Origin of the sequence: Brucella pituitosa, from assembly GCF_965577835.1 — a bacterium.
Taxonomy (GTDB): Bacteria; Pseudomonadota; Alphaproteobacteria; order Rhizobiales; family Rhizobiaceae; genus Brucella; species Brucella pituitosa.
On record NZ_OZ264094.1, the window covers coordinates 30,796 to 53,902 of the forward strand.

A 23,107-nucleotide genomic window follows, 5' to 3' on the forward strand; every position below is an offset into this window, starting at 1 on the left:
CATGTCTTGGTAACAGGAGCCTGCGAGTGAAGCGTTGGGTGATCTGGTGTACTACAATAATCACAATAATCTGTGCCGCTTACGTTAGCTGGTATCACTTTAATGGTCCGTCTTCCGTAACAACACTGGATACAACGCAAAACATTGGCAAACGAGGAGCAAGCCGTTCCGCTAATGTCGAGCACGCGGTCAAAACTGCAGTCGCAGAAGCAGGCTCTCTACCTATACAGCGCAATGCGGTGGGAACGGTCGTTGCAATTGCATCGACCGCTGTAAACAGTCCGCAAGCTGGCAATGTTTCTGTGCTGAACGTCCGCGATGGCGCAATAATCAAAAAAGGCGATCTAATCGCGCAACTCGACGATCGTGTAATTCGCGCAACAATTGGCAAAGACCAGGCTACCGTCGCCAAATCCCAGGCAACCCTTGATGATGCAGAGCTGCAATTGAAACGCATTCAGGATCTAGTCAATCGTGGCGTTAACACATCGCAAAGCGGTGACGACGCTTTAGCGTCACTTAAAGTTGCCCAGGCACAGTTACAGGCCGACACAGCGCAGCTCACTGCAGATCAGGTCACATTGGCCAACACAAAAATCACAGCACCATTCGACGGTCAACTCGGCGCAATTGTTGTATCCGTTGGAGCTTATCTGGCCGCCGGCGCCCCGGTTACAACTCTCACACAGATGACACCAGTCTATGCTGAGTTCACCCTTCCGGAAACCGATCTTGCGCAGATCCGTCAAACATTTGCAGCGGGAACGCTGACTGCTCAAGCGACTGCGGTTTCAGGAGACGGCAAGGATGACACCGAAAGTGGCCCAGTGAACTTCATCGATAATTCTATCGATACTGTGAGCGGAACCGTACGATTACGCGCACAGCTCGACAATCAATCTGGAAACTTCTGGCCGGGGCAATCATTGCGCGTTTCGATTGCTACAGGCCAAATCGACAATCTCGTACTGGTCCCCGGCGTGGCTGTGCAACCGCAGGAAAACGGCTCCTTAAGCTATGTCGTAAAAGCCAATAAAACAATTGAGATCCGGCAGGTGACAGTCGCATTGCGCGCGAATGGCATCGCAGGGATCAGTAAAGGGCTTCAATCGGGCGAGAAGGTTGTGACGGAAGGACAAGCATCACTTGTCGATGGCAGTAAGGTAAAGGTTGCGGCTGCAGAAACCGGAACCGAAACATCCTCCGACTAGAGCGCCAATCAGAGTGAAACAGATTAGCCTCTAAGATTTTGTTATAACGCGCATTTCAACCGAAAACCGATTCGCACTTTTCGGGATGCGATAGAATGGAAATAAAGGCACTAACGCCATGAATATTTCCGAGTTATTCATCCGTCGTCCAGTAGCAACCGTCCTGTTGATTGCCGGACTGTTTATCGGTGGCGTTGCCGCATATTTCCAGTTACCGGTTGCAGCACTTCCAGAGGCCGATTTTCCCACAATCAATGTTTCCGCGCAGCTGGCAGGCGCCTCTCCTGACACCATGGCTTCTTCTGTTGCAACACCGCTTATCAAACAATTTGAAACGATTGCTGGCATTAACACGATCAGTGCGACGTCCTCACTTGGCAACACATCCATTACTTTGCAATTCGATTTATCCCGCGATATCGATGCAGCCGCAGCTGATGTGCAGGCGGCAATCACGCGCGCTCAGAGACAACTGCCTGATAACCTGACCACGCCGCCCAGCTATCGCAAATCAAATCCCGCTGACGCGCCGGTGCTTATCCTCGCGTTGACCGGAGATGGTGCCCGTCTGACACAGATGGACGACATTGCTCAGAACATCATTTCGCCGGCGCTATCCACGATCTCAGGTGTGGCACAGGCACAGGTATTTGGCTCTAAAACCTACGCGGTACGTGTCGAGGTGGACCCAGATAAGCTTCAAAGCAGAAACTTATCGCTTTCAGATTTGCGTGACACGATTACTGCTGCAAACGATCAAACGCCCGTGGGAACGCTACAAAACGGAACGCAGGCGTTAACAGTCGACGCCAAAACCCAACGAACAAACGCTGATGAGTTCAAGGACCTGATCATTGCCGGAAACGGCAATAGAATTGTTCGCCTGTCAGACGTAGCGACAGTCCTTGATAGTGTGGAGAACGTCAATCAGGGCAGTTGGCTCGACGAAAAGCAAGCAATCGCACTCGCCGTACAGAGGCAGCCTGGCTCAAATACCGTTGCCGTTGTAGACGCTATCCGAACCAAATTGCCAGACATTGAGGCAGCCCTTCCCGCGCAGATGCATATTTCAGTCGTCAATGACGCTTCCGCTTCTATACGCGCAGCCATAGCCGACGTTCAAAAAACCTTGGCTATAACAATAGGCCTTGTCATCCTCGTGATATACTTGTTCCTAGGACGATTTTGGGCCACCATGATCCCCGGATTGGCGGTCCCATTGTCATTGGTTGCAACATTCGCTGGTATGTATGCATTAGGATTTTCCATCGACAATATTTCGTTGCTTGCATTGACTCTCGCGGTTGGACTGGTCGTGGATGATGCAATCGTGATGCTGGAAAACATCGTAAGACGCACCGAAGAAGGCCTTTCGCCCTTTCAAGCGGCCATTGACGGTAGTCAGGAAGTCACCGGAACGATTGTCTCCATGTCTCTCTCTCTGGTCGCCGTTTTTCTTCCCATTTTGCTGATGGGTGGCATCGTCGGGCGCGTATTGAATGAGTTTGGTATGGTCGTCACCTTATCCATTTTGTCTTCAGCTCTTGTCTCTTTGACTGTGACGCCGATGCTTGCTGCCCGACTGCCTCACAGCCCTGAAAAGCCGGGCCGTTTCACGCATATCTTCAATGCTGTGACACAGAAGTACGGACGTGCAGTTGGTTGGTGCCTGAACCACCGCTCCATTGTACTTACTTTATTTTTTCTTAGTCTGGCGGGGTCGGTCTGGTCTTTCATGACATTACCAAGAAGTTTCTTTCCACAGGAAGATATCGGCTTGCTAACAATCTCCACACAGGCACGGCAGGATATATCCTACCAGGCAATGAGTGCTTTGCAGCAACAGGCTTCCGCAATCATTTCCAAAGACCTTGCCGTTGAACATGTCACCTCGTCATTGGGAAGCGGACCGGGCGGTTCTACCTTTAATACCGGATCGTTCTTCGTACAGCTCAGAGCACGAGATCAACGGCCCGCCCTTGATCAGACATTGAGTAACCTGCGAAAATCACTCAATCAGCTTCCCGGGCTTACGGCTTATATAACGCCAGTGCAGAGCTTGCGCTTTGGCGGTCGTAGCACCCAGAGCCAATATCAGATTGTTCTGCAATCTCTGGATGCCGATGAAGCGCGGCAATGGTCGACGAAACTTGCTGACGCCATGAAGGCCGAGCCCAATATGTTTGTCGATGTTGCGTCTGATCTCCAGAATAATGCTCTACAAGCACGCATAGAAATCGACAACGACAAAGCTGGTAGCCTCGGAATACCATCTGAAGCCATTCGCAAAACGTTGGAAGCTGCCTATGGTACGCTTACAGCTTCGCAGATTCAAACCACTGGTAACAATTACGATGTCATCATAGAACTTGATCGCAATCGTCAATGGGATGAAACCCAATTGGGCGCGCTTCGGGTGCCGTCGTCATCAGGAACCTTAGTGCCGTTGGCAAGCTTTGCTTCAATAATGCGTACCAATGGCCCCGTAACTGTTAATCAATCTGGTCAGTTGGCTTCGGTGACCTTGTCGTTCAATCTTCCGGAAGGCGTGTCGCTCGGAACGGCAACTGATCAAGCGGACAGCTTGCGCAATCAAATTGGCATGCCAGCCTCGGTTGCTGTTCATCCAGCTGGCGCAGCCCAGGTTTTCGCGCAATCAACGGGTAATATGGGGCTGCTCATTTTAGCAGCGATTGCAACAATCTACATTGTTCTCGGCGTCTTGTATGAAAGTTTCGCTCATCCGCTCACTATTTTGTCCGGCCTCCCATCGGCGGCCTTTGGTGCTTTGCTAACACTCCAACTCTTTGGCTTCGATCTATCGATCATAGCGCTTATCGGCCTTTTGATGCTAATCGGCATTGTCAAAAAGAATGCCATCATGATGATAGACGTAGCACTCGTTCTGAAGCGAGAGAACAATCATCCAGCCGAAGAGGCGATTCATCAAGCAGCCATCATGCGCTTTCGACCAATCATGATGACGACTTTCTGTGCTCTGCTCGCGGCCGTTCCAGTTGCTCTCGGTCATGGACAAGGTTCAGAACTGCGCCAACCGCTAGGTGTGGCAGTGGTTGGCGGATTATTGCTCAGCCAGGTTCTGACGCTTTTTATTACCCCGGTCATCTTCGTAGAGATTGACCGACTGGCTAGCGTAAAGCTGTTCAAGCGTGAGAAGGCTCGACCTCAGGCATAACAGAGTGAACTACCGGCTATTCATCAGTGCCTGCACCAAATCGGCTTCCAGATCTTCCGGATCTTCAAGACCAACAGAAATGCGGATCAATTGAGGACCAATTCCAAGGTCGTTCTTCTGATCCTCGGGCACAACGGCATGCGTAAGCGAGAACGGGTGTTGAATGAGGCTCTCTACGCTGCCCAAGCTGACAGCAAAATGGAAGTAACGCGTCGATGTCAGGATACGCTCGACCCGCGCAAGATCACCCTTAACTTCGACAGAAACGACGCAGCCGAAATTAAGCATTTGTCGCGCCGCCATTGCGTGTTGGGGGTGGCTTGTCAGCCCCGGATAAACAACTCTGCTCAACCTAAGCTCGTGGGCTTTGCTTTCAAGACTATTGGCCAGCTTGAGTGCCGTTTCTGACTGCCGGATGCTCCGGATCTCAAGCGTCTTCAGAGAGCGGTGCAACAGCGCGCAATCTGTCGGCGACATCACTGACCCCAGCGCATTTTGCAGATACTTGATCCTTTCGCCGAGCTTAGCTGGAGCATGGGCGGAAACTGCGACAACACCACCAAGAAGGTCTGAATGTCCGTTTAACATTTTGGTGGCCGAGTGGACGACAACATGGATACCATGTTCCATCGGACGCTGTCCTGCAGGCGATGAGAAGGTGCTGTCACACACGGTGATCGCACCGGCTTCCGCCCCAAGTTTTGCAACCAGAGACAGGTCAACAATTCGAAGAGTGGGATTTGAAGGCGTCTCAAACCAGAGCAAACTTGGCTTATGATCAAGGACAGCTTGGCTTAGCGCATTTTCGTCAGAAAAATCAACAAAACGGACCTTATGGCCCGCAGTCAGCGGTCGAACATCGGCAAGTAGTCGGTAGACACCACCGTAAAGATCATTATGGGCTAATATCGACGAGCCCGCCGGAAGCGCCTCTAGCAAAGTCGCGGCCGCTGCAAGGCCACTCGGGAACGCCAAAGCTACTTCCGCACCTTCAAGATCGGCAAGGCAACGTTCCAGCGCATCGCGTGTCGGGTTGCCACTTCGGCTGTAATCATAGCCTTTGCTATCACCGATGCCGTCCTGCACATAGGTTGTGGCATGGTAGATCGGAGGGATAACAGCACCAGTCAGTGGATCAGGCTCCTGTCCAACGTGAATGGCCCGAGTAGCAAATCCTGCCTGGTTACGAAGAAGCTTGTTCGTCACGTGTTTTGTCTTTCCATCGTCTGATGTTTATTTCAGAACAGCTATTAGAGCGCGTTTCGATCTGATTGAATCAGATCGGCGCTCTAAACCTTTGATTGAACGCGTATCTTATCCGAAAACCGTTTCACACTTTTCGGGATGCGCTTTAAACTCGCTGCCAGTGATTGGCAGTTAGATTGGTCCGCGAAAACTAATAGGAGATCAGTTCGCTCGTGTCCTTGAGATATAAGGGATGTCCGGGCGAACCGTTGTTTGTAATTTTTAGGGCGTGCAGATTAACTTTTGCTGCCCGCAAAGCATCGGTCACAGCCTGTCCGTGGTGTGCCAGTTTCTTGTGAAGTGAACCATATGCCATCACAACAATTTCAGCGCCCAAAGCCTGTCCGACAATGGTTTGCAAATTTTCCTGCGTACAAGGAATAACACCTTGTTCCAGCAACATCTTCGGATTGGTTGCACGATAATCCATAACATTACATTTCACGTACCGACCATAACCCCAACGGCGTGTGAATTTCTGCTCTTTAAAAACAGTGGGATCATCAACATTGAATGCAGCGGTGCTCGGATTCATACCGATCCATAGAACATAACCAGCCTTCTCCGCTCCGTCCCAGTCGCGTGTGAGTAGCCGCCGATAGCGGCCACATTCCGAAAATAGAGCATCGCCCCTGATTTCCGATTTAACCTTGAGGCGAACCTTACCGCCGGGATCATGGAGCTCGTGGCTCATAACTGCTTCATCTCTCTCATGTCGCATACTGTCTCAGACTCTGCATCGCTGTTGCAGCGCTCGGATACACATTTGTCTTCTTTTCTTACGACACCAACTCTTCCGTCAAGCTAAAGATTGGTGTGATTCAATAGGAGAACGAGGCCAGCACCAAATCGACTATGAGCATTATCGACAAGCAGCGCTTGAAATCTCAGCATTAATTGCTACCTTAACGCAAGGCGTGTGCTGCGTGCGCCCAGGGACTGCCCTGAATACGGAGACTGTGTTTAACCGTTTCTGTCAGGAGCTGCCATGGCTGGTCGCATTCAAAGTACTATTCGCAATTTTCTCGACAGTGAATCTTCAGGTGGCTTGTTGCTGATAGCTTCAGCGATTGCTGCATTGCTCGTCGCAAATTCTCCGCTTGCGGAGACCTATTTCCGTACACTGCATGTCTATCTGGGGCCTCTTTCCATTCAGCATTGGGTGAACGATGCTCTTATGGCCATTTTCTTTTTGATGGTTGGTCTGGAGATAAAGCGCGAGATGGTTGATGGCCATCTTTCTTCATGGCCGCGGCGCATCCTGCCCGGGGCAGCTGCTGCTGCAGGCATGGCCGTTCCCGCAATGGTCTACCTTGCGTTCAATCTTAACAACGGCGCTTCCCACGGCTGGGCAATTCCAGCTGCAACTGATATTGCATTTGCCCTTGGTGTCATCTCGTTGCTCGGCTCCCGGGTTCCAACATCTCTGAAGGTTTTTCTTGCCGCTCTCGCGATCATTGACGATCTTGGCGCTGTGATCATCATTGGGATTTTCTATACGTCTGGTGTTTCGGTAATCGATCTGGCTTTGGCTGGAGGTGTTTTCGCCGTTCTTCTGGCTTTCAATCTTGCAGGCGTAAAGCGCCTGACACCCTATCTCTTAGTCGGTATTTTACTCTGGTTCTTCACCTATCGCTCCGGCGTTCATGCAACAATTGCTGGTGTTTTGCTTGCATTGACCATTCCGATCACACGCACGCCAGCAAAGCCAGAAGCCAGCATTTCTGAAAGTCCCTTGCATCTGCTTGAACATAGCCTGATCAAGCCTGTTGCATTCTTCATTGTACCGATATTCGGCTTTGCGAATGCCGGTGTGAGTTTCTCTGGATTGGGTCTGGACGCAATATTTGCCCCAGTCACCTTAGGTGTGGCTGCCGGATTGGCGCTTGGTAAACTCCTGGGGATTTTCGGCGCAGTTTTACTACTGGTCAAAACGGGTATTGTGGGTCTGCCAGCTGGCGCAAGCTGGTCCCAAATGCTCGGCACCACTCTCTTGTGCGGCATTGGCTTCACAATGAGCCTGTTTATCTCACTTCTCGCCTTCAATGACGCGCTGCTGCAGGACGAAGCAAAAATAGGAATTCTGATCGGTTCGCTTATCGCAGGTAGTGCTGGTTTCATTATCCTGCGTTTCGCCAAACGAACTGACGGGCGATGAGCAAAAGGACGACACTTGGTTTCAGGCGTGGTTCAATGGGACATGCCTGAAACTGGAATAGCGATTTTCCCAAAACTGTGGACGGCCTATCTGGTCTGAACAGCACGACAAAATAGCTAAGATAAACGATTCATATCCCATATCGTCATCAGCATAGTGACGGCGCGATCCAGTTGATCGCGCTTCGTGCCATCTTTCGCTTCCAATGCTATACCCATTAGAAATGTGTGAAGCACTCCGGCCAAAGCTGACACATCAGTCCGCTCGGAAAGCTCTCCTTGTGCAACACCACGCCTGATACATTGCTCTATCCCGTGGCGATTGCGTTGACGATCTGCTGCAAGAATCTCATCCACGTGGCGATTATCAGGCGCGCAATTGCTCGCCCCTAAAATAATCAGACAGCCAGGAGGATGAGTCTCGTCGCTTTGCATCTGCGCGGATTTTCTTAACGCCATCTCTATTGCGTCCCGCGGAGCCAGTGAGAGATCGAAGAGACTTAATGTAACTTGCCCGTAAGTGGATTGGTAGCGTTCGACCACTTCCCGAAATAAGCTCTCCTTAGATCCAAAGGCCGCATAAAAGCTCGCCGGAGATATATTCCCCATCGACGCTTTCAGCTGATTGAGTGATGTCGGCTCAAATCCTTGCTCCCAAAACAGCGTCAGCGCGGCGTCAAGGGCCTTCTCTCTGTCGAATTCTCGCGGGCGTCCGGTACGTGCCATCGTAAGCTCCTCATGTAAATATATAGTAATCGATCCACAATTCATTGCCAAGGGTCAAATCTTGCAATATATGGAATGATCGATCTATATATTGCAAGGACTCCTGATGACCGTAACGACCGCAAACTTTCCGACCGAAAGAGAGGCGCGATTACCAATAGCTGCCCTGCTCGCTCTCGCAATGTCGGGCTTTATCTGCATCGTCACAGAAACACTCCCAGCCGGTCTGTTGCCGCAGATCGGAAATGGATTGGGCGTTTCTCAAGCTCTGGCCGGACAAACTGTAACTGCTTATGCAGTCGGATCGCTGCTCGCAGCTATTCCGCTTACCATCGCAACAAGCAGCTGGAGACGCCGCAATGTCCTGCTTCTCACGCTGGCAGGCTTTCTGGTCTTCAACATGGTGACGGCTGTTTCGAACAATTACTGGCTTACACTGACTTCACGGTTCTTCGCAGGCGTAGCCGCAGGGCTGGCCTGGAGCCTCCTGGCCGGATATGCACGACGCATGGTTTCTCCGGATCAGCAAGGAAAAGCAATGGCCATCGCCATGGTCGGCACTCCCATTGCTTTATCCCTAGGTGTGCCGATTGGAACCTGGCTTGGGACAGCCGTTGGATGGCGCGCTGCATTCTGGATTATGTCAGCTTTGACCATCGTACTTGTCTTTTGGGTTATTGCTAAGGTTCCGGACTACCCTGGGATCAAAAGAAGCGGACGCATCCCACTGACACAGGTCTTAAGGACACCGGGGGTACTGTCCGTTCTGGCCGTCGTGATCATGTGGATGCTTGCCCACAATATCCTCTATACTTATATCGCACCGTTTGTTGCCCCAGCCGGACTGAGCAACCGCGTCGATCTTGTATTGCTCGTTTTTGGTATCACAGCTCTTGCTGGCATAGGGGTTACAGGGAAGCTCGTCGACCGAGCCTTGCGCAAGACGGTACTAATCAGTCTTTTGGTATTCGCGATGACAGTGCTGGCATTCGCATTATTGCCTGCGTCACCAATTCTTGTGTTCACAGGTGTTGCGATCTGGGGGCTGACATTTGGCGGAGCCGCGACGCTGTTGCAGACGGCATTAGCAGATACAGCGGGAGACGGTGCAGACGTCGCATTGTCAATGAATGTGGTAGCCTGGAACAGCGCTATCGCAGGAGGCGGGATTATCGGCGGCATACTCCTGAATACCTATGGTGCTTCCTCATTCCCTTGGGCCGTCGTTTTATTATTGTTAGTGGGCTTCATTTTTGCCTGGCGTGCCCGGTCGAGAGGATTTCCCGCCGGCCAAAGAACATCCGGCACCAAAATCGCTGGACACTGAAATTTCGCCGCGAGATCTTAATCTCGCGGCGAAATTCATTTAAAAACGGATAAAAGACAGCGCACTGCCCGAAAGATTGTCAGTGCACTGCGGCATACATGATCTCTTCCTGAGACACATTGAGTGGAGAAAACTCTTCCACCACGCGGCCCTGGCGGCAAACGAGTATGCGGTCAGAAAGCGCGAGGATCTCAGGTAGATAAGACGATATAACCACGACTGCGAGTCCCTGACCTGCGAGTTCCTCAATCAAGTTATGAATTTCTGTAACAGCTCCAACATCGACACCACGTGTGGGCTCGTCGAAGATGATCAATCTCGGCTTCTGCACGAGTGCTTTACCGATCACGACCTTCTGCTGATTACCGCCTGAAAGCTCTATAACCCGCGCCTGAGCATCAATGCTGCGGATCGCGAGCTTGTTGCTCCATGTCTCTGACAGTGCTTTCATTTCGGAAAAACTGACGAAGGGCAATCGCTCAAGCCCGGCTGCAAGCAACCCCGAATAGAGGTTTTCGGCGACAGACATCGTCTCAAAGAAGCCTTCCAGCTTGCGGTCTTCTGTGACATAGACAATGCCATCGCGCACAGCCTCGTGCGGCGTCGTATAACGCACTGGTTTGCCCTGATATGCAATTGAACCACCGCGCAGAAAATTACGCTTGTAAATGCCGGCAATGATCTTGGCAGTCTCGGTGCGGCCCGAGCCAACCAGTCCAAAGATACCTGTCGTCTGCCCTTCAAAAATGGAAAACGAAGTGTTTCGAACCATCGCGCCCATCGAAACATCCTCAACAGACAGGATTTTCAGGCCCGCCGGTCGCACTCTCTCGCGGGTGGATATATCCTGCGCAGCCACACGCCCGATCATGGCCTGAACGATTTTTCCCTGATCGAAATTGGCCGTTATGTCCGTAATAACTTTCTGTCCATCTCGCATGATGGTGATGCGGTCAGAAATCTGTAGCGCCTCTTCGAGCGCATGACTGATAAATACCACCGTCACCCCGCGCGCCTTGAGACGCAAAACGAGCGAGAAGAAATGCTTTCGTTCTTCAGGTGTCAAAGTGGCGGTTGGTTCGTCAAAGATAATGATTTTGGCATTAAGCCGAACGGCGCGCGCTATCTCCACCATCTGGCGTTTAGCAGCGCCAAGCGTCGAAACATTCGCCGTAGGATCGACTGTAAAATTCAGCGACTGCAGGAACTGCTGGGCAGCGATCGTGATGCCGCGCAAGCGATTGAATGCTTTCTCATCACCAAGATAAAGGTTTTGCGCAACTGTCATCGAAGGGACGAGACTTGTTTCCTGAAATACCATAGCGATGCCATGCTGCAAGGCATCTGCAGGACGTGTGAACCGTATTTCCTTACCATCAAAAATCAACGTGCCGGATGTGGGCTCCACAACCCCGGCAAGCAATTTACTCAAGGTCGACTTGCCTGCTCCGTTTTCACCCAGAAGCGCATGAATCTCGCCTGCACACAGGTCAAAATCAACCGCATCAACAGCAATATTGCCGTGATAGGATTTTGTGATTGCCTTGGTTTCCAGCAGGATCGTCATAGTTTATCACCTTTACCAAGATCCAGAATAAGATCCGCGCCCTTTACGCTCGCGAGAACTGACTGACCTGTCTCCAGTATCGAAGTCAGTCCGTGGCGCTTGCCATCGGAACGGCTATGGAAGCTTTCAAGCGGCTGGAACCGGTTGTCGAGGCGAACAGCCAACCCATAGGAGCGTGATGGTGCCCAGGGCTTATGCACACCCATTGTCCGCACAGAACCACATTGAAGCGGCTCGAGAAAACTCGTGCCAGACGATAGAACAGGGGCAATCCAGTGCTCCCGCTCGACCATTTTGAGCATATCGTGGCGGAATGCGTCTTCCTGCAACACAAATTCGATCAAACGGTTACGGGGCGCAAAAACCGATAACCAGAAACCACCATTGGCGGACGTCGACAATTTGCCCGGATATCCGGGAATTCTGGTCAAAACCGGCTTCACATTGGCTCGTTGGTTCTTTGGATCAACACGAACAATACGATGGGCAAAAGCTTCGCTGACATGGACGGTCCCATCAGTGGCGGCATGAACACCTGATGGCCACGCAAGCTTGTCTGCCAGAAGTGTTGCTTCTCCTGTGGTGATATCAAGCTTCCAGACAGAGCCAGTGGCGCGTTTCCCCATCAGATCCACCACCCAGTCGGACGGCGCATGATGGTTAGAACCTTGTGCAACAACAACGGTTGTCGCGTCGAGAACCGACACAGCCGTTGGGCAGACCAGCCGATTAGACCCTAAATGATCGAATGTCCGGCCATCATGCGTCCCTCCACGAACAACAAGAGTGCCATTTTCGAGGGCGACAAGTAGTGCATCATCGGAAAGAACCGCGAGAGCAGAAATATCCGCATCATAGTCGGCGACCTTTTCAGCAGTCTCCCCCGCAATCGCGAAAATCGATGCGTTGGACGAAAAGAGCACTTTTCCTGCCCAAAGCACGAGATTATCCGACGCATTATGTTGAAACTGGACAGACGCATCATCCAGCGCATTATTCGGTTTGAATGCACCATCATAGGGCGGAATGGTGATTGCTTTGCCACGAAACGGGTCAAGAAGACGGTCAATGAAACTCATTTCACATCTCCCCAATAGGAGCTCCAACCCGTCCAGTTCTGGTCTGCGCCGTCGATTTTGATGCGGCCGATGCGATTATTGAGAATACCGCCGATATAAAGATAGCCTTTGTGCTCACGCATGGATGTCACCATAGGATGGCTGGCACCACCAAGATCACCCAAGGTCGCAACTATCTCGCCATTGTCGTCAAACTTAACCACGCCGCCGGTATTGATGTTGGGAAACAGCCATTCATCTTGCGGCAAGCGTCGCGTCATGCGCTTCCGCATGCCGGGATTGCGCAATGCGAGATCAAAACTCGGCGTACGCATACCAAGCCAGGCCATCCAGTAAGTGCCGTCCGATGCACGATTGATATTGTCGGGATAGCCCGGCATATCACGAATAACCGTTTCAAGCGTGCCTGCCTTCGGTCCTTCGATCCAATAGCGATGAACTGTGCAAGCCCAGGATTCCGCCAGCAGCAATGACTGACCGTCATGTGCGATGCAAACACCGTTAGCATAGCGCAGGTTTTTGAGAACAGTGCGCGTTTTACCTGTCTTTGGATCGTAAACCAACAAACGCCCGGTAGGGCGGCTTTCAATCGAATCCAGTGCCCAGTCATGCGCGTCATAACGTGTTGTTGAGTCTGTAAACCACACCCTGCCCTGACGATCGATGTCGCAATCGTTGGGATCGCGCAGTCGCGCGTCGTCAATGACAGAAAAAAGCGACCGGCGTGTTTCCGTCGACAATTCACTTACTTCACCATCGTTCGCTACTGAGTATAGGCCCATTGCGCCAACACATGATTTAATCGAACCATCGCGGTCAATTGCAAGGCCGAGCGGGAAACCGCCGATATGTGCAAATATTTCCGAGCGTTTGTAGTCCGGTGCAAAATAGCGCACGATTTCGCCATGTCTCGTACCGGCATAGAGATTATCGTCGCGATCAAGGATAACGTCTTCAGGGCCCTCAACTTCACCAATACCGATGGCTTCAGCATCCGCCAGTGAATTGTTAAGTGCGTAAGGCGAGTCCGCCCCGGGAAACGCTGACAAAGCCGTTTGCATCTTGTGATATACTGGCGCGACATAAACTTCGGAAACAACCTTGTGCCGATTTTTCAGCCAACGCACATCGAATACGATAGCAAACGCCAACAGAAGTCCGAGGATCATCTGATTGGTGCCGGTGCCCGCTCCCATGCGGATCAGGCCATTGTTGATGATCAAAACCGCGACGGCCCCCATAAGGCCTTTTGCAATTGAACCGCGCCCGCCGCCAAGGCTGTTGCCGCCAACTACTGCTGCTGTCAATGCCAGCAATTCCAGACCAAGCCCTGAGCCCGGCCCCACACCCGAAAGACGCGCCGCAAAGAAATACCCGGCAACGCCACAGGCTACTCCACAAACAACATAGGTCAGAAACACTGTGCGTCGCACGGGAATACCGATATTGAAAGCTGAGCGACGCGCTCCACCGACAGCGCTTATATGCCAACCAATACGCGAGCGCGTAATAACTACATGCGCAATCAGAGTGAACAGAAGCGCGATCAAAGCGCTCACAGGCACGCCCCAAAGCGTTCCAATGCCGATCCAGTCAAAGCTATCAGAATAGGCCTGCGAACTCTGGATCTGCTTACCGTAGTGGATGATCAAAATATCATAGATTGAGCGCCCAATGATGAGTGTGACGAGCGTCGTCAAAAATGCGCGCAGCCGCAAATAGCCTATGAGGAAACCGTTGAACGCGCCAAAGAGAGCGCCCATGCCGACCGCTGCTATAAAAGAAAGCCAGACAGGACCTTCGCCGATGTAAATGACGGAAAGTGCCGCAAAGGCAGAGAGCGCAAAGATTGAACCAACAGACAGATCAATGCCGCCACCGATAATAACTACAGTAAGACCGATGACGACGATGAGAAATTCACCAAGCTGACGCGATGTATCGAGCAAACTGCCCGCGGTGAAAAAGCCGGGAATGAGCGAGCCGAAAATGGCAATGACAGCAATGAGAAAGACAAATGGAACCAGATTGTCGGCCCAGTTTTTAACCAGAATCTCTCCCGCAAGATGATCCGGAATTTTATTATATCGAAATCGCGCAAGCGCTTCTCTCAGTTTCATTCGATTTATCCGGCTTTCCGCAAGGCAATAGCTGTCTTTTAGTCCCCGCCTTTGGGCAGAGGCATATTGGTAAAACTGGAAAACGCGACGCCTCATAGAGCCGCGCTTTCCATAGTTTTGGCTTTAAATCTTCGCGGCTTCGATCGCCTTCTGGCTCCAGCAAACCCCTGGGGCCAGGTCCGCTTTGGTGCGCGCGCGTTCAAGCGTGTAGAGATAACGCGCTTTGTCGCCCGGCTTTTCATTGCCCTGCAGCAATAGTTTTATAGCGGTGACAACATCGTGCGACTGGCGAACCAGTTCACTCGTTACGATTGCGCCAAATGTACCGTCCTCGATCAGTTTGCAGTCGATTTCTTCGCCGCCGCCGGTCGTCACCAGAAAGACTTTATCTTTAAGTCCCGCATCGCGGATAGCCGCAGCTGTTCCCTGAGCCGTTGCATCCCAGAAATCGATGATACCGCAAACATCAGGATTCTGCTGAAGAAGGGTGGTAGCTGCATTGCGAGCAGTGGTCGGATCCCAGTTGGAGTCAGGCTGGCCAACAATCTTGAATTCAAGATTCTTCTCCAGAACAGCCTGGACACCAGCCCATTGATCGAGGCTTGATGCATTGACTTGATCGCCCTGTATCACGCCAATTTTCTTGCTGGAATTAGGCCCGCAGCCTTTAATGACGGCTTCCGTTTCCAGTTCGCCCAATCGCTTCCAATCGGAACCGGCGAAAACATCAGACGCAAAATTCGATGGATTGTCGAGCTGAATGACAAAAATTCCGGCATCCTGCGCGCGCTTGTAAAGACGGCTATAGGAATTAATGTCAGGCGACTGCACAATCAGTACGTCTGGTTTGTTGGCCGAAGAAATCAGATCGGTGATCGCCTGTGCACCTGCATCCACGCTCCAGTTCGGATCACGTGTTTCCCAAATGCCGCCAAAAGCCTTGACTTCTTCACCGATGAAATGGTTCCAGCCCTGTGCCAGGTCAAAGCCCATCGTCATTGGTACAAGCACCACTCGCTTGCCCTTCAACGCATTTTCGTAAGTTGCAGGCCCCGCATTGCCTGCGTCCTGCGCGGGGGCGGTCAGCGCACCAAATGCAAGCACGACACTTGCAGACAATGCAGTCAGTAATCCGCGTTTCCAGAACTTCATTTTCTATCCCTCTCCGATATGGGCAGCATGTCGCCCAGATACTTTAAATGTTAAATGTCACCTTGCTGGCTCGTCTGCTCGTCGCGTGGATTGAGGCGCCCATCGAGAATAATTGCGGCGAGCAAGATCGTTGCCTTGATCAGGTTCTGGTAGATGTTGGGGAGATCGAGGATTGTCATTCCATTGAGCAGAATGCCGATCAGAAGCGCCCCGACCAGCACATTGCGCATTCCACCCTTGCCACCAGAAAGACCAATGCCGCCGATGACCACAACCAGCACCACATCATAAAGTAGCGTTGAATTGACGATGCGGGTGTTCATGCTTTGCAGGCTGACAGCCGTTGCTACACCAGCAATCCATGCCAGCAATGCACTGACGATATACTGGAGGAGTGTAAGCGGCCGAACGGCGATACCCATTGTCCGCGCTGCCTGATAATTGTCACCCATAAGGTAAAGAAAGCGACCCGGCTTGGTGTAGCGCAAAAAAAGCCAGCCTATAACAAGCATGCCACCAAACAGCAGCACATCAAGCGGTAATCCAACCAACCGCGCCTGCCCCAAAGACAGCAGAGCCACAGCATCTTGTGGAACGGATACAACATCCTGTGTCAGTATTTGCGAACGTACGAAGCCGAAGACAAAGGCGCTTGTGGCAAGCGTTGCAAACAATGCCGGCACGCTGGCATATGCAACCAGAAACCCGTTAACCGAACCGATTGCTACCACAATCAGGAAAACAATCGAACTTGCCGACAGAAGGTTCCAGCCATGATGTAGCAGTTCGAGCTGCAAAGCGGTCGCGATCACCATAATTGCAACCACCGACAAATCGATACCGCGCCCAATAACCACCAGTCCCATTCCAATTGCCAGAATGCCCAGTACGGAAACGCTGCGAACAATTGCAATGAGATTGCCGGTCGCCCTGAACCCGTCAAGGGTCAGGGCAAAGCCAGCAAATAAAACTGCGGCCAGGATCAGGACAATTCTTTCCTGACTGACCGATTTGATTGAGCCAAGGGACCGCGACAACCAGGTAACCTTTCACACGCCGAAACAATCGTTTCAGGCCGGAAACAGGCGACCAGAGAGGCCGGAATAATCGCGGAATGTGAAACGCTTTCTGGATCATCAATAGACAGTCCACGCGTTACATTGCAGGCAGCTTTTTCTATGTTGCTATCTAAAGAAGAACAATTTTTCGCCAGACATTTCAATCCGGGAAATAAGTCTTGATCTCGGAGAGAACTATGGCACCAGACCGGCACCATAATCACAACATTTAGCTTATTACTTCAAACTCCGGATCAACAGGTATGGACAACGCAGTAACGATACGGTTCGTTTCTGATGCCATACCGATAACGGCCAGAAGATCACCATATTGAGCATCGGTCATCCCTTTTGCTCTCGCAGCTGCCGTATGCGAATGAATGCAATAGTTGCAGCCGCTCGCCACCGAAACAGCGATGTAAATCAGCTCTTTGGTGAGCGGGTCCAATGCAGACGGAGCGACCATGACCTCCTTCAGACTTTGCCATGTGCGTTCCAGAGTAAGAGGATCATTCGCAAGCCCTCGCCAGAAATTATTGATGAAATCTGACCTTCGCACGGCTTTTATGTCATCGAACACAGCTTTTACTCGTGGTGACTTTTCAGCGTCGTTATCAGTCCAGAGCTTTACAGTTGCCATAATGATAATCCTGAGAACTTTGAAGAATTTGCTTATCTCATGCGGCAAAGCTGACATGCAATATACGTTTGCGACATCTCCGAACGAGTCAGTAACAAGCCATCTATCTTTGTCATTACGCATAATCCTACGCAAAACCGCTACGCACTTTTGCCGAAGGTGCTTTAAAACCCTCTTCTCGCCAATGCGAGATCAATATCTGGGACTGCGTTGATCAGCATCTTTGTGTAGGAGTGGCTGGGATTCTGGAAAACTTCCTCTACTGCACCTTGCTCGACCAAAATGCCCTGACGCAATACGCCAACACGGTCAGCCATTTGCCGAACAACCGCCAGATTATGGCTGATCAGCAGATAGGTCAGCCCAAATTCGGCTTGTAATTGTGCCATTAAATCAAGGACTTGTTCCTGAACGGAAACATCAAGTGCCGACGTTGGTTCGTCGCAGATGATAAAACGCGGACGGCTGGCAAGCGCGCGGGCAATAGCAATGCGCTGCCGCTGTCCGCCCGAAAACTCGTGCGGATAACGGCGCGTGGAACCCGGCTCCAATCGCACCTTTTCCAAGAGGTCATGAACACGGCTTTGAATTGCCTGATTGTCTTTCTCAAGGTTCAGACGGCGGATCGGCTCCGCTATGATATCACCGATACGCCAGCGTGGATTAAGGCTGGCATAGGGGTCCTGAAACACCATCTGCACGGCGCCATGAGTTGACCTTTTCGTCGTGCCATCAATCCGGATTTGGCCGTCCTGAGCGGATAAAAGACCCGCAATAATGCGTGCTATCGTCGATTTTCCAGAGCCTGATTCACCGACAAGTGCATAGGTTTCGCCTTCGCGGATATTAAAGGATACGTCATCGACCGCGCGGATCGTGCCGGATTTTTTCGCTTTTCTGAGGAAAGAAAAGCGGCCACCCGATGTGCTGAAATCATGCTTGAGATTATTGACGCTCAAAATATCCGGTTGCTTGTCAGCCAGATTGCTCCTGCTGCTTTTCTGGTGAATGGAAGGTGTGGCAGCAATGAGCTTTCGTGTATAATCTTCACGTGGCGCCTGAATAACGTCGCGCACCCGCCCCGTCTCAACGACCTGCCCATGGTTGAGTACCACCACCTGATCAGCGATTTCCGCAATGACGCCCATATCATGCGTGATAAGCAAAACTGCCAGGCCACGCTCTATACAAAGCCTTTTGAGAAGTGCGATAATCTGCGCCTGAACAGAAACATCAAGTGCTGAAGTGGGTTCATCGGCAATCAACAATTCAGGGTCTGCCGCGATTGCCAGCGCAATCACAACGCGCTGGCGCATACCACCAGAAAACTGATGCGGATAAGCACCAAGGCGTTGCTCGGCATCGTGGATACCAACTTCGGTCAACAGCTCAACCGCGCGTTTACGCGCAGCCACTGCGTCAAGGGGCAGATGCCTGCGTGTGGTTTCCACCAATTGCTGGCCAATCGTATAAAGCGGATTGAGGCTAACCAAAGGGTCCTGAAAAACAGTACCAATCCTGCGTCCACGCAATGACGCCAGTTCCTTGTCTGATAATGTATCGATGCGTTCGCCTTTGAGGCGAATTTCACCGCTCACGATCCGGCCCGGCGGATCGATAAGCCGCGTGATCGCAGAACCGGTCATAGATTTTCCCGCACCGGACTCCCCTATCATGCCGAGGACTTCGCCTGCGGCAATATCAAAAGACACTTGGTCGACCGCATGAAAGACGCCGCCGTCTGTGGGAAAATCTACGCCCAAATTTCGCACAGAAAGAACCGGAGGCTGATTGCTCGAATAACTGTCTGTCACCTGGATTTCTCACGCAATTTCGGGTTAAGACGATCACGCAACCTGTCGCCAAGCAAATTGATTGCAAGCGCAAGAAGTACGAGGGTTAATGCAGGAAAGACCAGAATCCACCACTCGCCGGAAAACAAAAACTGCTGGCCATTGCGGATCAAAGTGCCGAGTGAGGGTCGTGTAGGCGGGACACCAACCCCAAGATAGGAAAGCGTCGCTTCTTCCAACACCGCAAGTGCAAGGCCGATTGTTGCGATTACCATGACAGGCCCGAGCAGATTGGGCAGAATATGCGTAATCAACAATCGAACGGGCCGAACACCGATCAGTTGCGCTGCCGAAACGTAATCCTTACGCCGCTCTACCAGCACTGCGCCGCGGACGGTGCGTGCAAATTGTGGCCAGTTTGAAAGACCTATTGCAAAGATCAGAAGCCACACCGCTGCCGTCTCCTGCTGCGCTGGCGGGATCAGCCGCTGCGCAAAACCAAAAATCAAAAGCGCAATCAGGATGGTTGGAAATGTGAGTTGAGCATCGGCAATACGCATAATGACTGCATCGGTGATACCACCTCTATATCCACTGATAAGTCCGGCACTCACACCAATCAATAAGGATACAAAGGTCGCTGAAAATGCGACGAGCAGCGAAATGCGGCTGCCATAAAGAATGGACGAAAATATATCGCGTCCCTGGTGATCTGTGCCCATCAAAAAGCTGTTGCCCGTGAAAGCGCTCGCCTGCAATGGCGGCGTCAGGCCATCCATCAGATCAAGTGTTGAGGGATCGAAGGGGGTATGTGGTGCGACGAGCGGCGCAAAAACGGCACCCAGTATCAGCACGGCTGCGAGCGTAGCGGCAAGCGTTGTCAGTGGTACAATCCGCCAGCGTCTCTTGCCAGACTGGCTTCGCGACAACCGACTTTTGGTGGCAAGACGGAGAAGAGATGTATCGGTCACGTCACGCTCCCGCAGCAATGCGGTCAAACCGCAGACGCGGATCAACAGCATGATAAAGAATATCGACAATGAGATTGATGATCACAAAGACGAGCGAAATGAACACGAGATATGCCGCCATTACTGGCACATCGACCGCTTGCACCGAGCTGATGAACAGCGACCCAACACCCGGCCACTGAAAAACTGTTTCCGTCACGATTGCGAAGGCAATGACAGAGCCCAATTGCAAACCAACAACCGTGATGACAGGCACCAGCGTATTCTTCAGCGCATGCCCAAAATAGATGCTGCGGCGCGATAGGCCGCGTGCCTTTGCAAACCGAATATAATCCTGCCGCAGCACTTCCAGCATTTCCGCCCGGATCAGCCGCATGAGCAATGTCATCTGAAACAGCGACAAGGTGATTGCCGGCAGGATCAGTGACCGCCAGCCTGATACGGTTAAAAAGCCAGTCGTCCACCAACTACCAACCGCCACCACCTGCCCGCGCCCAAAGGATGGAAGCAGGCCAAGTTCAACAGAGAAGAGATAGATAAGGCCGATACCGATCAGAAATGTGGGTAGTGAGACGCCGATGAGTGAAGCGGTCATGAGAAAGCCGGTCAGACGCGATACGGGACGCAGCGCTGCATAAACACCCAGAATTCCACCGCCGATCAGCGCAATAAGCGATGAGGTTATTGCAAGCTCGAGCGTTGCTGGCAGCCGCTCAATGATCATACGGCTCACCGGTTCCTGCTGCTTATAAGACAAACCAAAATCGCCAGACAAACCGCGCTTGAGAAAAGAAAGAAACTGGAGATAAACCGGCTGATCGAGCCCAAGGCGTTGCTTGATTTCCAGTCGCTCCTCCAGTCGTGTTTCCTGACTGGCAATGGATTCCAGCGGGTCGCCGACAAAGCGAATAACGGCGAATGCAATCAAAGCCACGGCCAGCATAACGCCCATGGATTGAAAGATACGCCTGATAATAAATCCGGTCATAAGATCTGCCTGAAATATGAACGAACGACCCTTTCCGCGTGGCCCGGAGGCACGCGGAAAGGGTCGTTCGTGTCATCAATTATTGATGGTCGCCTGTCCAACCTTCGGCGAGTTATCGGGCTGATGTTCAAGATTGAACTTGTCACGCACCGCCCAGGCACCCACCTGATTATGCAATGGCAGATAGAGATGCTCTGCTTTCACCTGTTTCCAGAGTTCATCGATAGTCGCATCACGCTTTGCAGGATCGATCTCGGCACCAAGAGACTCGATCTTCTTATCCACTTCCGGGTTTGAGTAACCGGTCGCGTTATAGGCACCGTAGCGCCCTGCCCGGGTGTGAACGAGATCATTGAAATTATAGGCGCTGTCAAAGGTCGGAACGCCCCATCCAAACAAGTAGAAATCTGATTTCTGGTCAATAAGCAGCGGAGCGTGCTGCGCATATGGACGCGATGCCAGAGCAACCTTCACGCCAATACGTCCCAGAAAACCGACAACCGCTTGCGCAATGGCTTCGTCATTGACGTAGCGATTGTTTGGCGTATCAAGCGTGATCGTAAAGCCCTGCGGATAACCGGCTTCCACAATCAGCGCTTTCGCCTTCTCTACATCGGGCTTTGAGTAAGCGTCCAATTCCTCAGTCCAGCCATGCACGAAAGGCGGAACGATAATGCCGGTCGGCACTGAGTTACCGCGCAAAACTACGGTCTTGATCGCATCGCGGTCAATCGCCAGCTCGAAAGCCTCACGAACACGCACATCACTGAGAGGATTCTTATCCTTCACATCCGACGACGCAAGCGGCGCGCTATTAACGCGGTAGCCAAGGAAGATTGAACGGTTCTCAGGTCCAACCGAAACCTTGATGCCCGGCGTCTTCCTCAGACGTTCAATGTCCTGCACCGGCACTTCATGCAGGAAGTCCACCTCGCCGGAAAGCAAGGCTGCAACACGCGTCGCATTGTCTGCAATCGGCGTATAGATGATTTCCGTAATTTCCGGCTTCTTTTCCGCCCAATGATGCTCGTTGGCTTCAAGCACCGTGCGAACACCAACTTCACGTGATTTCAGAATATAAGGGCCAGTGCCATTGGTGTTACGCACAGCATAATTGTCTTTGCCAGCGGCAATATCCTGCACGTCCGCAGCATCATTTTGCTCTGCCCATGTCTTGTCGAGAATGTAAGTACCGGTCAGATTGTTCGGATAAATCGCATTGGGTGCGCGTAGTTTCACCTCAACAGTGTGATCACCCACAGGAGTCACCTTCTCCACATCGGCATGCAACTGGCGAAGATTAGACTTATCGGAACGAGCGCGGTCCAGCGTGAAGACAACATCTTCTGCGGTCAGATCATCGCCATTGTGAAACTTAGCCCCTTCACGCAGCTTGAACACCCACGTGGTCGGATCGCCTTCCTTCAAGTGCCACTCCGTTGCAAGCCGTGGGATAAGTTTGCCCTCAGCATCGCGCCAGACAAGGCTTTCGTAGATTTGATTGAGAATAGCATGCGTCACGCCATCGTTCTGCGCATGAGGATCCAGCGTCAAGGCATCGGCAGCACGCGTCCAGCGCAGTGTTTCAGCAGAACTAATTTGAGTAAGCGAAGCAATTAAGAATGTAGCTGCAGCAAGACGTAGAAAACCAGATTTCAACATGACGCCCTCTATATGAATAATGTTATTCAAAACGTTTCATAAGGAGGCGGTAAAAAGAACGAACAGATCGACTGAATTTAATTACATTATAAAAAATAGTTCCAACTTCTAACTTTTATTACGGCGTATATTCGAATGCGGCACATACGCTCCAAGTTCCACTGCCACAATAAAATCATTATGGTCTCGCATTCGAGACCATAATAACCAACAGG

General features: G+C 51.7%; 17 protein-coding genes. 4 read left to right on the forward strand and 13 right to left on the reverse strand.

What is annotated here, in order from left to right:
- Positions 1-224 precede the first annotated feature (224 nt).
- Together ACSME1_RS19410 and ACSME1_RS19415 are read left to right on the forward strand one after the other, a co-directional pair.
- The gene (locus ACSME1_RS19410; RefSeq protein WP_245872400.1) at positions 225-1,211 is read left to right on the forward strand and encodes an efflux RND transporter periplasmic adaptor subunit; all 987 of its coding nucleotides are present in this window, start codon (positions 225-227) and stop codon (positions 1,209-1,211) included.
- 118 nt (positions 1,212-1,329) lie between these two features.
- Positions 1,330-4,407 (forward strand): efflux RND transporter permease subunit, encoded by a 3,078-nt coding sequence (locus ACSME1_RS19415; RefSeq protein WP_100557816.1) that lies wholly within the window; start codon positions 1,330-1,332, stop codon positions 4,405-4,407.
- Between the two features lie 9 nt (positions 4,408-4,416).
- Here the strand turns inward: ACSME1_RS19415 and ACSME1_RS19420 are convergent, their stop codons facing one another.
- Together ACSME1_RS19420 and ACSME1_RS19425 are read right to left on the reverse strand one after the other, a co-directional pair.
- Entirely contained in the window at positions 4,417-5,613 is a 1,197-nt protein-coding gene (locus ACSME1_RS19420; RefSeq protein ID WP_435655636.1) for a trans-sulfuration enzyme family protein, read from the reverse strand.
- Positions 5,614-5,803: 190 nt separating this feature from the next.
- Positions 5,804-6,346 (reverse strand): DUF1643 domain-containing protein, encoded by a 543-nt coding sequence (locus tag ACSME1_RS19425; protein WP_435655637.1) that lies wholly within the window; start codon positions 6,344-6,346, stop codon positions 5,804-5,806.
- A gap of 294 nt (positions 6,347-6,640) precedes the next feature.
- On the opposite strand from ACSME1_RS19425, the gene nhaA reads away from it, so the two are divergent.
- Complete coding sequence (nhaA, locus tag ACSME1_RS19430; protein WP_024896722.1) at positions 6,641-7,810, forward strand: Na+/H+ antiporter NhaA; 1,170 nt, start codon at positions 6,641-6,643, stop codon at positions 7,808-7,810.
- A gap of 116 nt (positions 7,811-7,926) precedes the next feature.
- Here the strand turns inward: nhaA and ACSME1_RS19435 are convergent, their stop codons facing one another.
- A complete protein-coding gene (locus ACSME1_RS19435) occupies positions 7,927-8,535 on the reverse strand; it encodes a TetR/AcrR family transcriptional regulator (RefSeq protein WP_435655638.1) in 609 nt (202 codons plus the stop codon).
- A gap of 106 nt (positions 8,536-8,641) precedes the next feature.
- On the opposite strand from ACSME1_RS19435, the gene ACSME1_RS19440 reads away from it, so the two are divergent.
- Entirely contained in the window at positions 8,642-9,862 is a 1,221-nt protein-coding gene (locus ACSME1_RS19440; RefSeq protein WP_435655639.1) for an MFS transporter, read from the forward strand.
- Between the two features lie 79 nt (positions 9,863-9,941).
- Here ACSME1_RS19440 and ACSME1_RS19445 read toward each other — a convergent pair whose 3' ends face one another.
- From ACSME1_RS19445 to ACSME1_RS19490, 10 genes are all read right to left on the reverse strand, one after another.
- Positions 9,942-11,429 carry a sugar ABC transporter ATP-binding protein gene (locus ACSME1_RS19445; protein ID WP_435655640.1) on the reverse strand — a complete coding sequence of 496 codons (1,488 nt, stop codon included), beginning with the start codon at positions 11,427-11,429 and terminating at the stop codon, positions 9,942-9,944.
- Positions 11,426-12,508 (reverse strand): hypothetical protein, encoded by a 1,083-nt coding sequence (locus ACSME1_RS19450; protein WP_435655641.1) that lies wholly within the window; start codon positions 12,506-12,508, stop codon positions 11,426-11,428. The genes ACSME1_RS19445 and ACSME1_RS19450 overlap by 4 nt, the downstream gene beginning before the upstream one ends.
- Entirely contained in the window at positions 12,505-14,628 is a 2,124-nt protein-coding gene (locus ACSME1_RS19455) for an ABC transporter permease (RefSeq protein WP_435655642.1), read from the reverse strand. The genes ACSME1_RS19450 and ACSME1_RS19455 overlap by 4 nt, the downstream gene beginning before the upstream one ends.
- 123 nt (positions 14,629-14,751) lie before the next feature.
- Positions 14,752-15,780, reverse strand: coding sequence for a sugar ABC transporter substrate-binding protein (locus ACSME1_RS19460; protein WP_435655643.1), 1,029 nt, complete (start codon positions 15,778-15,780; stop codon positions 14,752-14,754).
- A 50-nt stretch (positions 15,781-15,830) separates the two neighbouring features.
- Positions 15,831-16,817 carry an ABC transporter permease gene (locus tag ACSME1_RS19465; protein ID WP_435655644.1) on the reverse strand — a complete coding sequence of 329 codons (987 nt, stop codon included), beginning with the start codon at positions 16,815-16,817 and terminating at the stop codon, positions 15,831-15,833.
- A gap of 250 nt (positions 16,818-17,067) precedes the next feature.
- Positions 17,068-17,478, reverse strand: a complete 411-nt coding sequence (locus ACSME1_RS19470; RefSeq protein ID WP_128094500.1) for a carboxymuconolactone decarboxylase family protein — start codon at positions 17,476-17,478, stop codon at positions 17,068-17,070.
- A 164-nt stretch (positions 17,479-17,642) separates the two neighbouring features.
- The gene (locus ACSME1_RS19475) at positions 17,643-19,292 is read right to left on the reverse strand and encodes an ABC transporter ATP-binding protein (RefSeq protein ID WP_435655645.1); all 1,650 of its coding nucleotides are present in this window, start codon (positions 19,290-19,292) and stop codon (positions 17,643-17,645) included.
- Positions 19,289-20,242, reverse strand: coding sequence for an ABC transporter permease (locus ACSME1_RS19480; protein ID WP_435655646.1), 954 nt, complete (start codon positions 20,240-20,242; stop codon positions 19,289-19,291). Before ACSME1_RS19480 ends, ACSME1_RS19475 begins: the two co-directional genes overlap by 4 nt.
- A 1-nt stretch (position 20,243) precedes the next feature.
- The gene (locus ACSME1_RS19485; RefSeq protein ID WP_435655647.1) at positions 20,244-21,230 is read right to left on the reverse strand and encodes an ABC transporter permease; all 987 of its coding nucleotides are present in this window, start codon (positions 21,228-21,230) and stop codon (positions 20,244-20,246) included.
- A gap of 75 nt (positions 21,231-21,305) precedes the next feature.
- Positions 21,306-22,892, reverse strand: coding sequence for an ABC transporter substrate-binding protein (locus tag ACSME1_RS19490; protein ID WP_435655648.1), 1,587 nt, complete (start codon positions 22,890-22,892; stop codon positions 21,306-21,308).
- Positions 22,893-23,107: the final 215 nt, after the last annotated feature.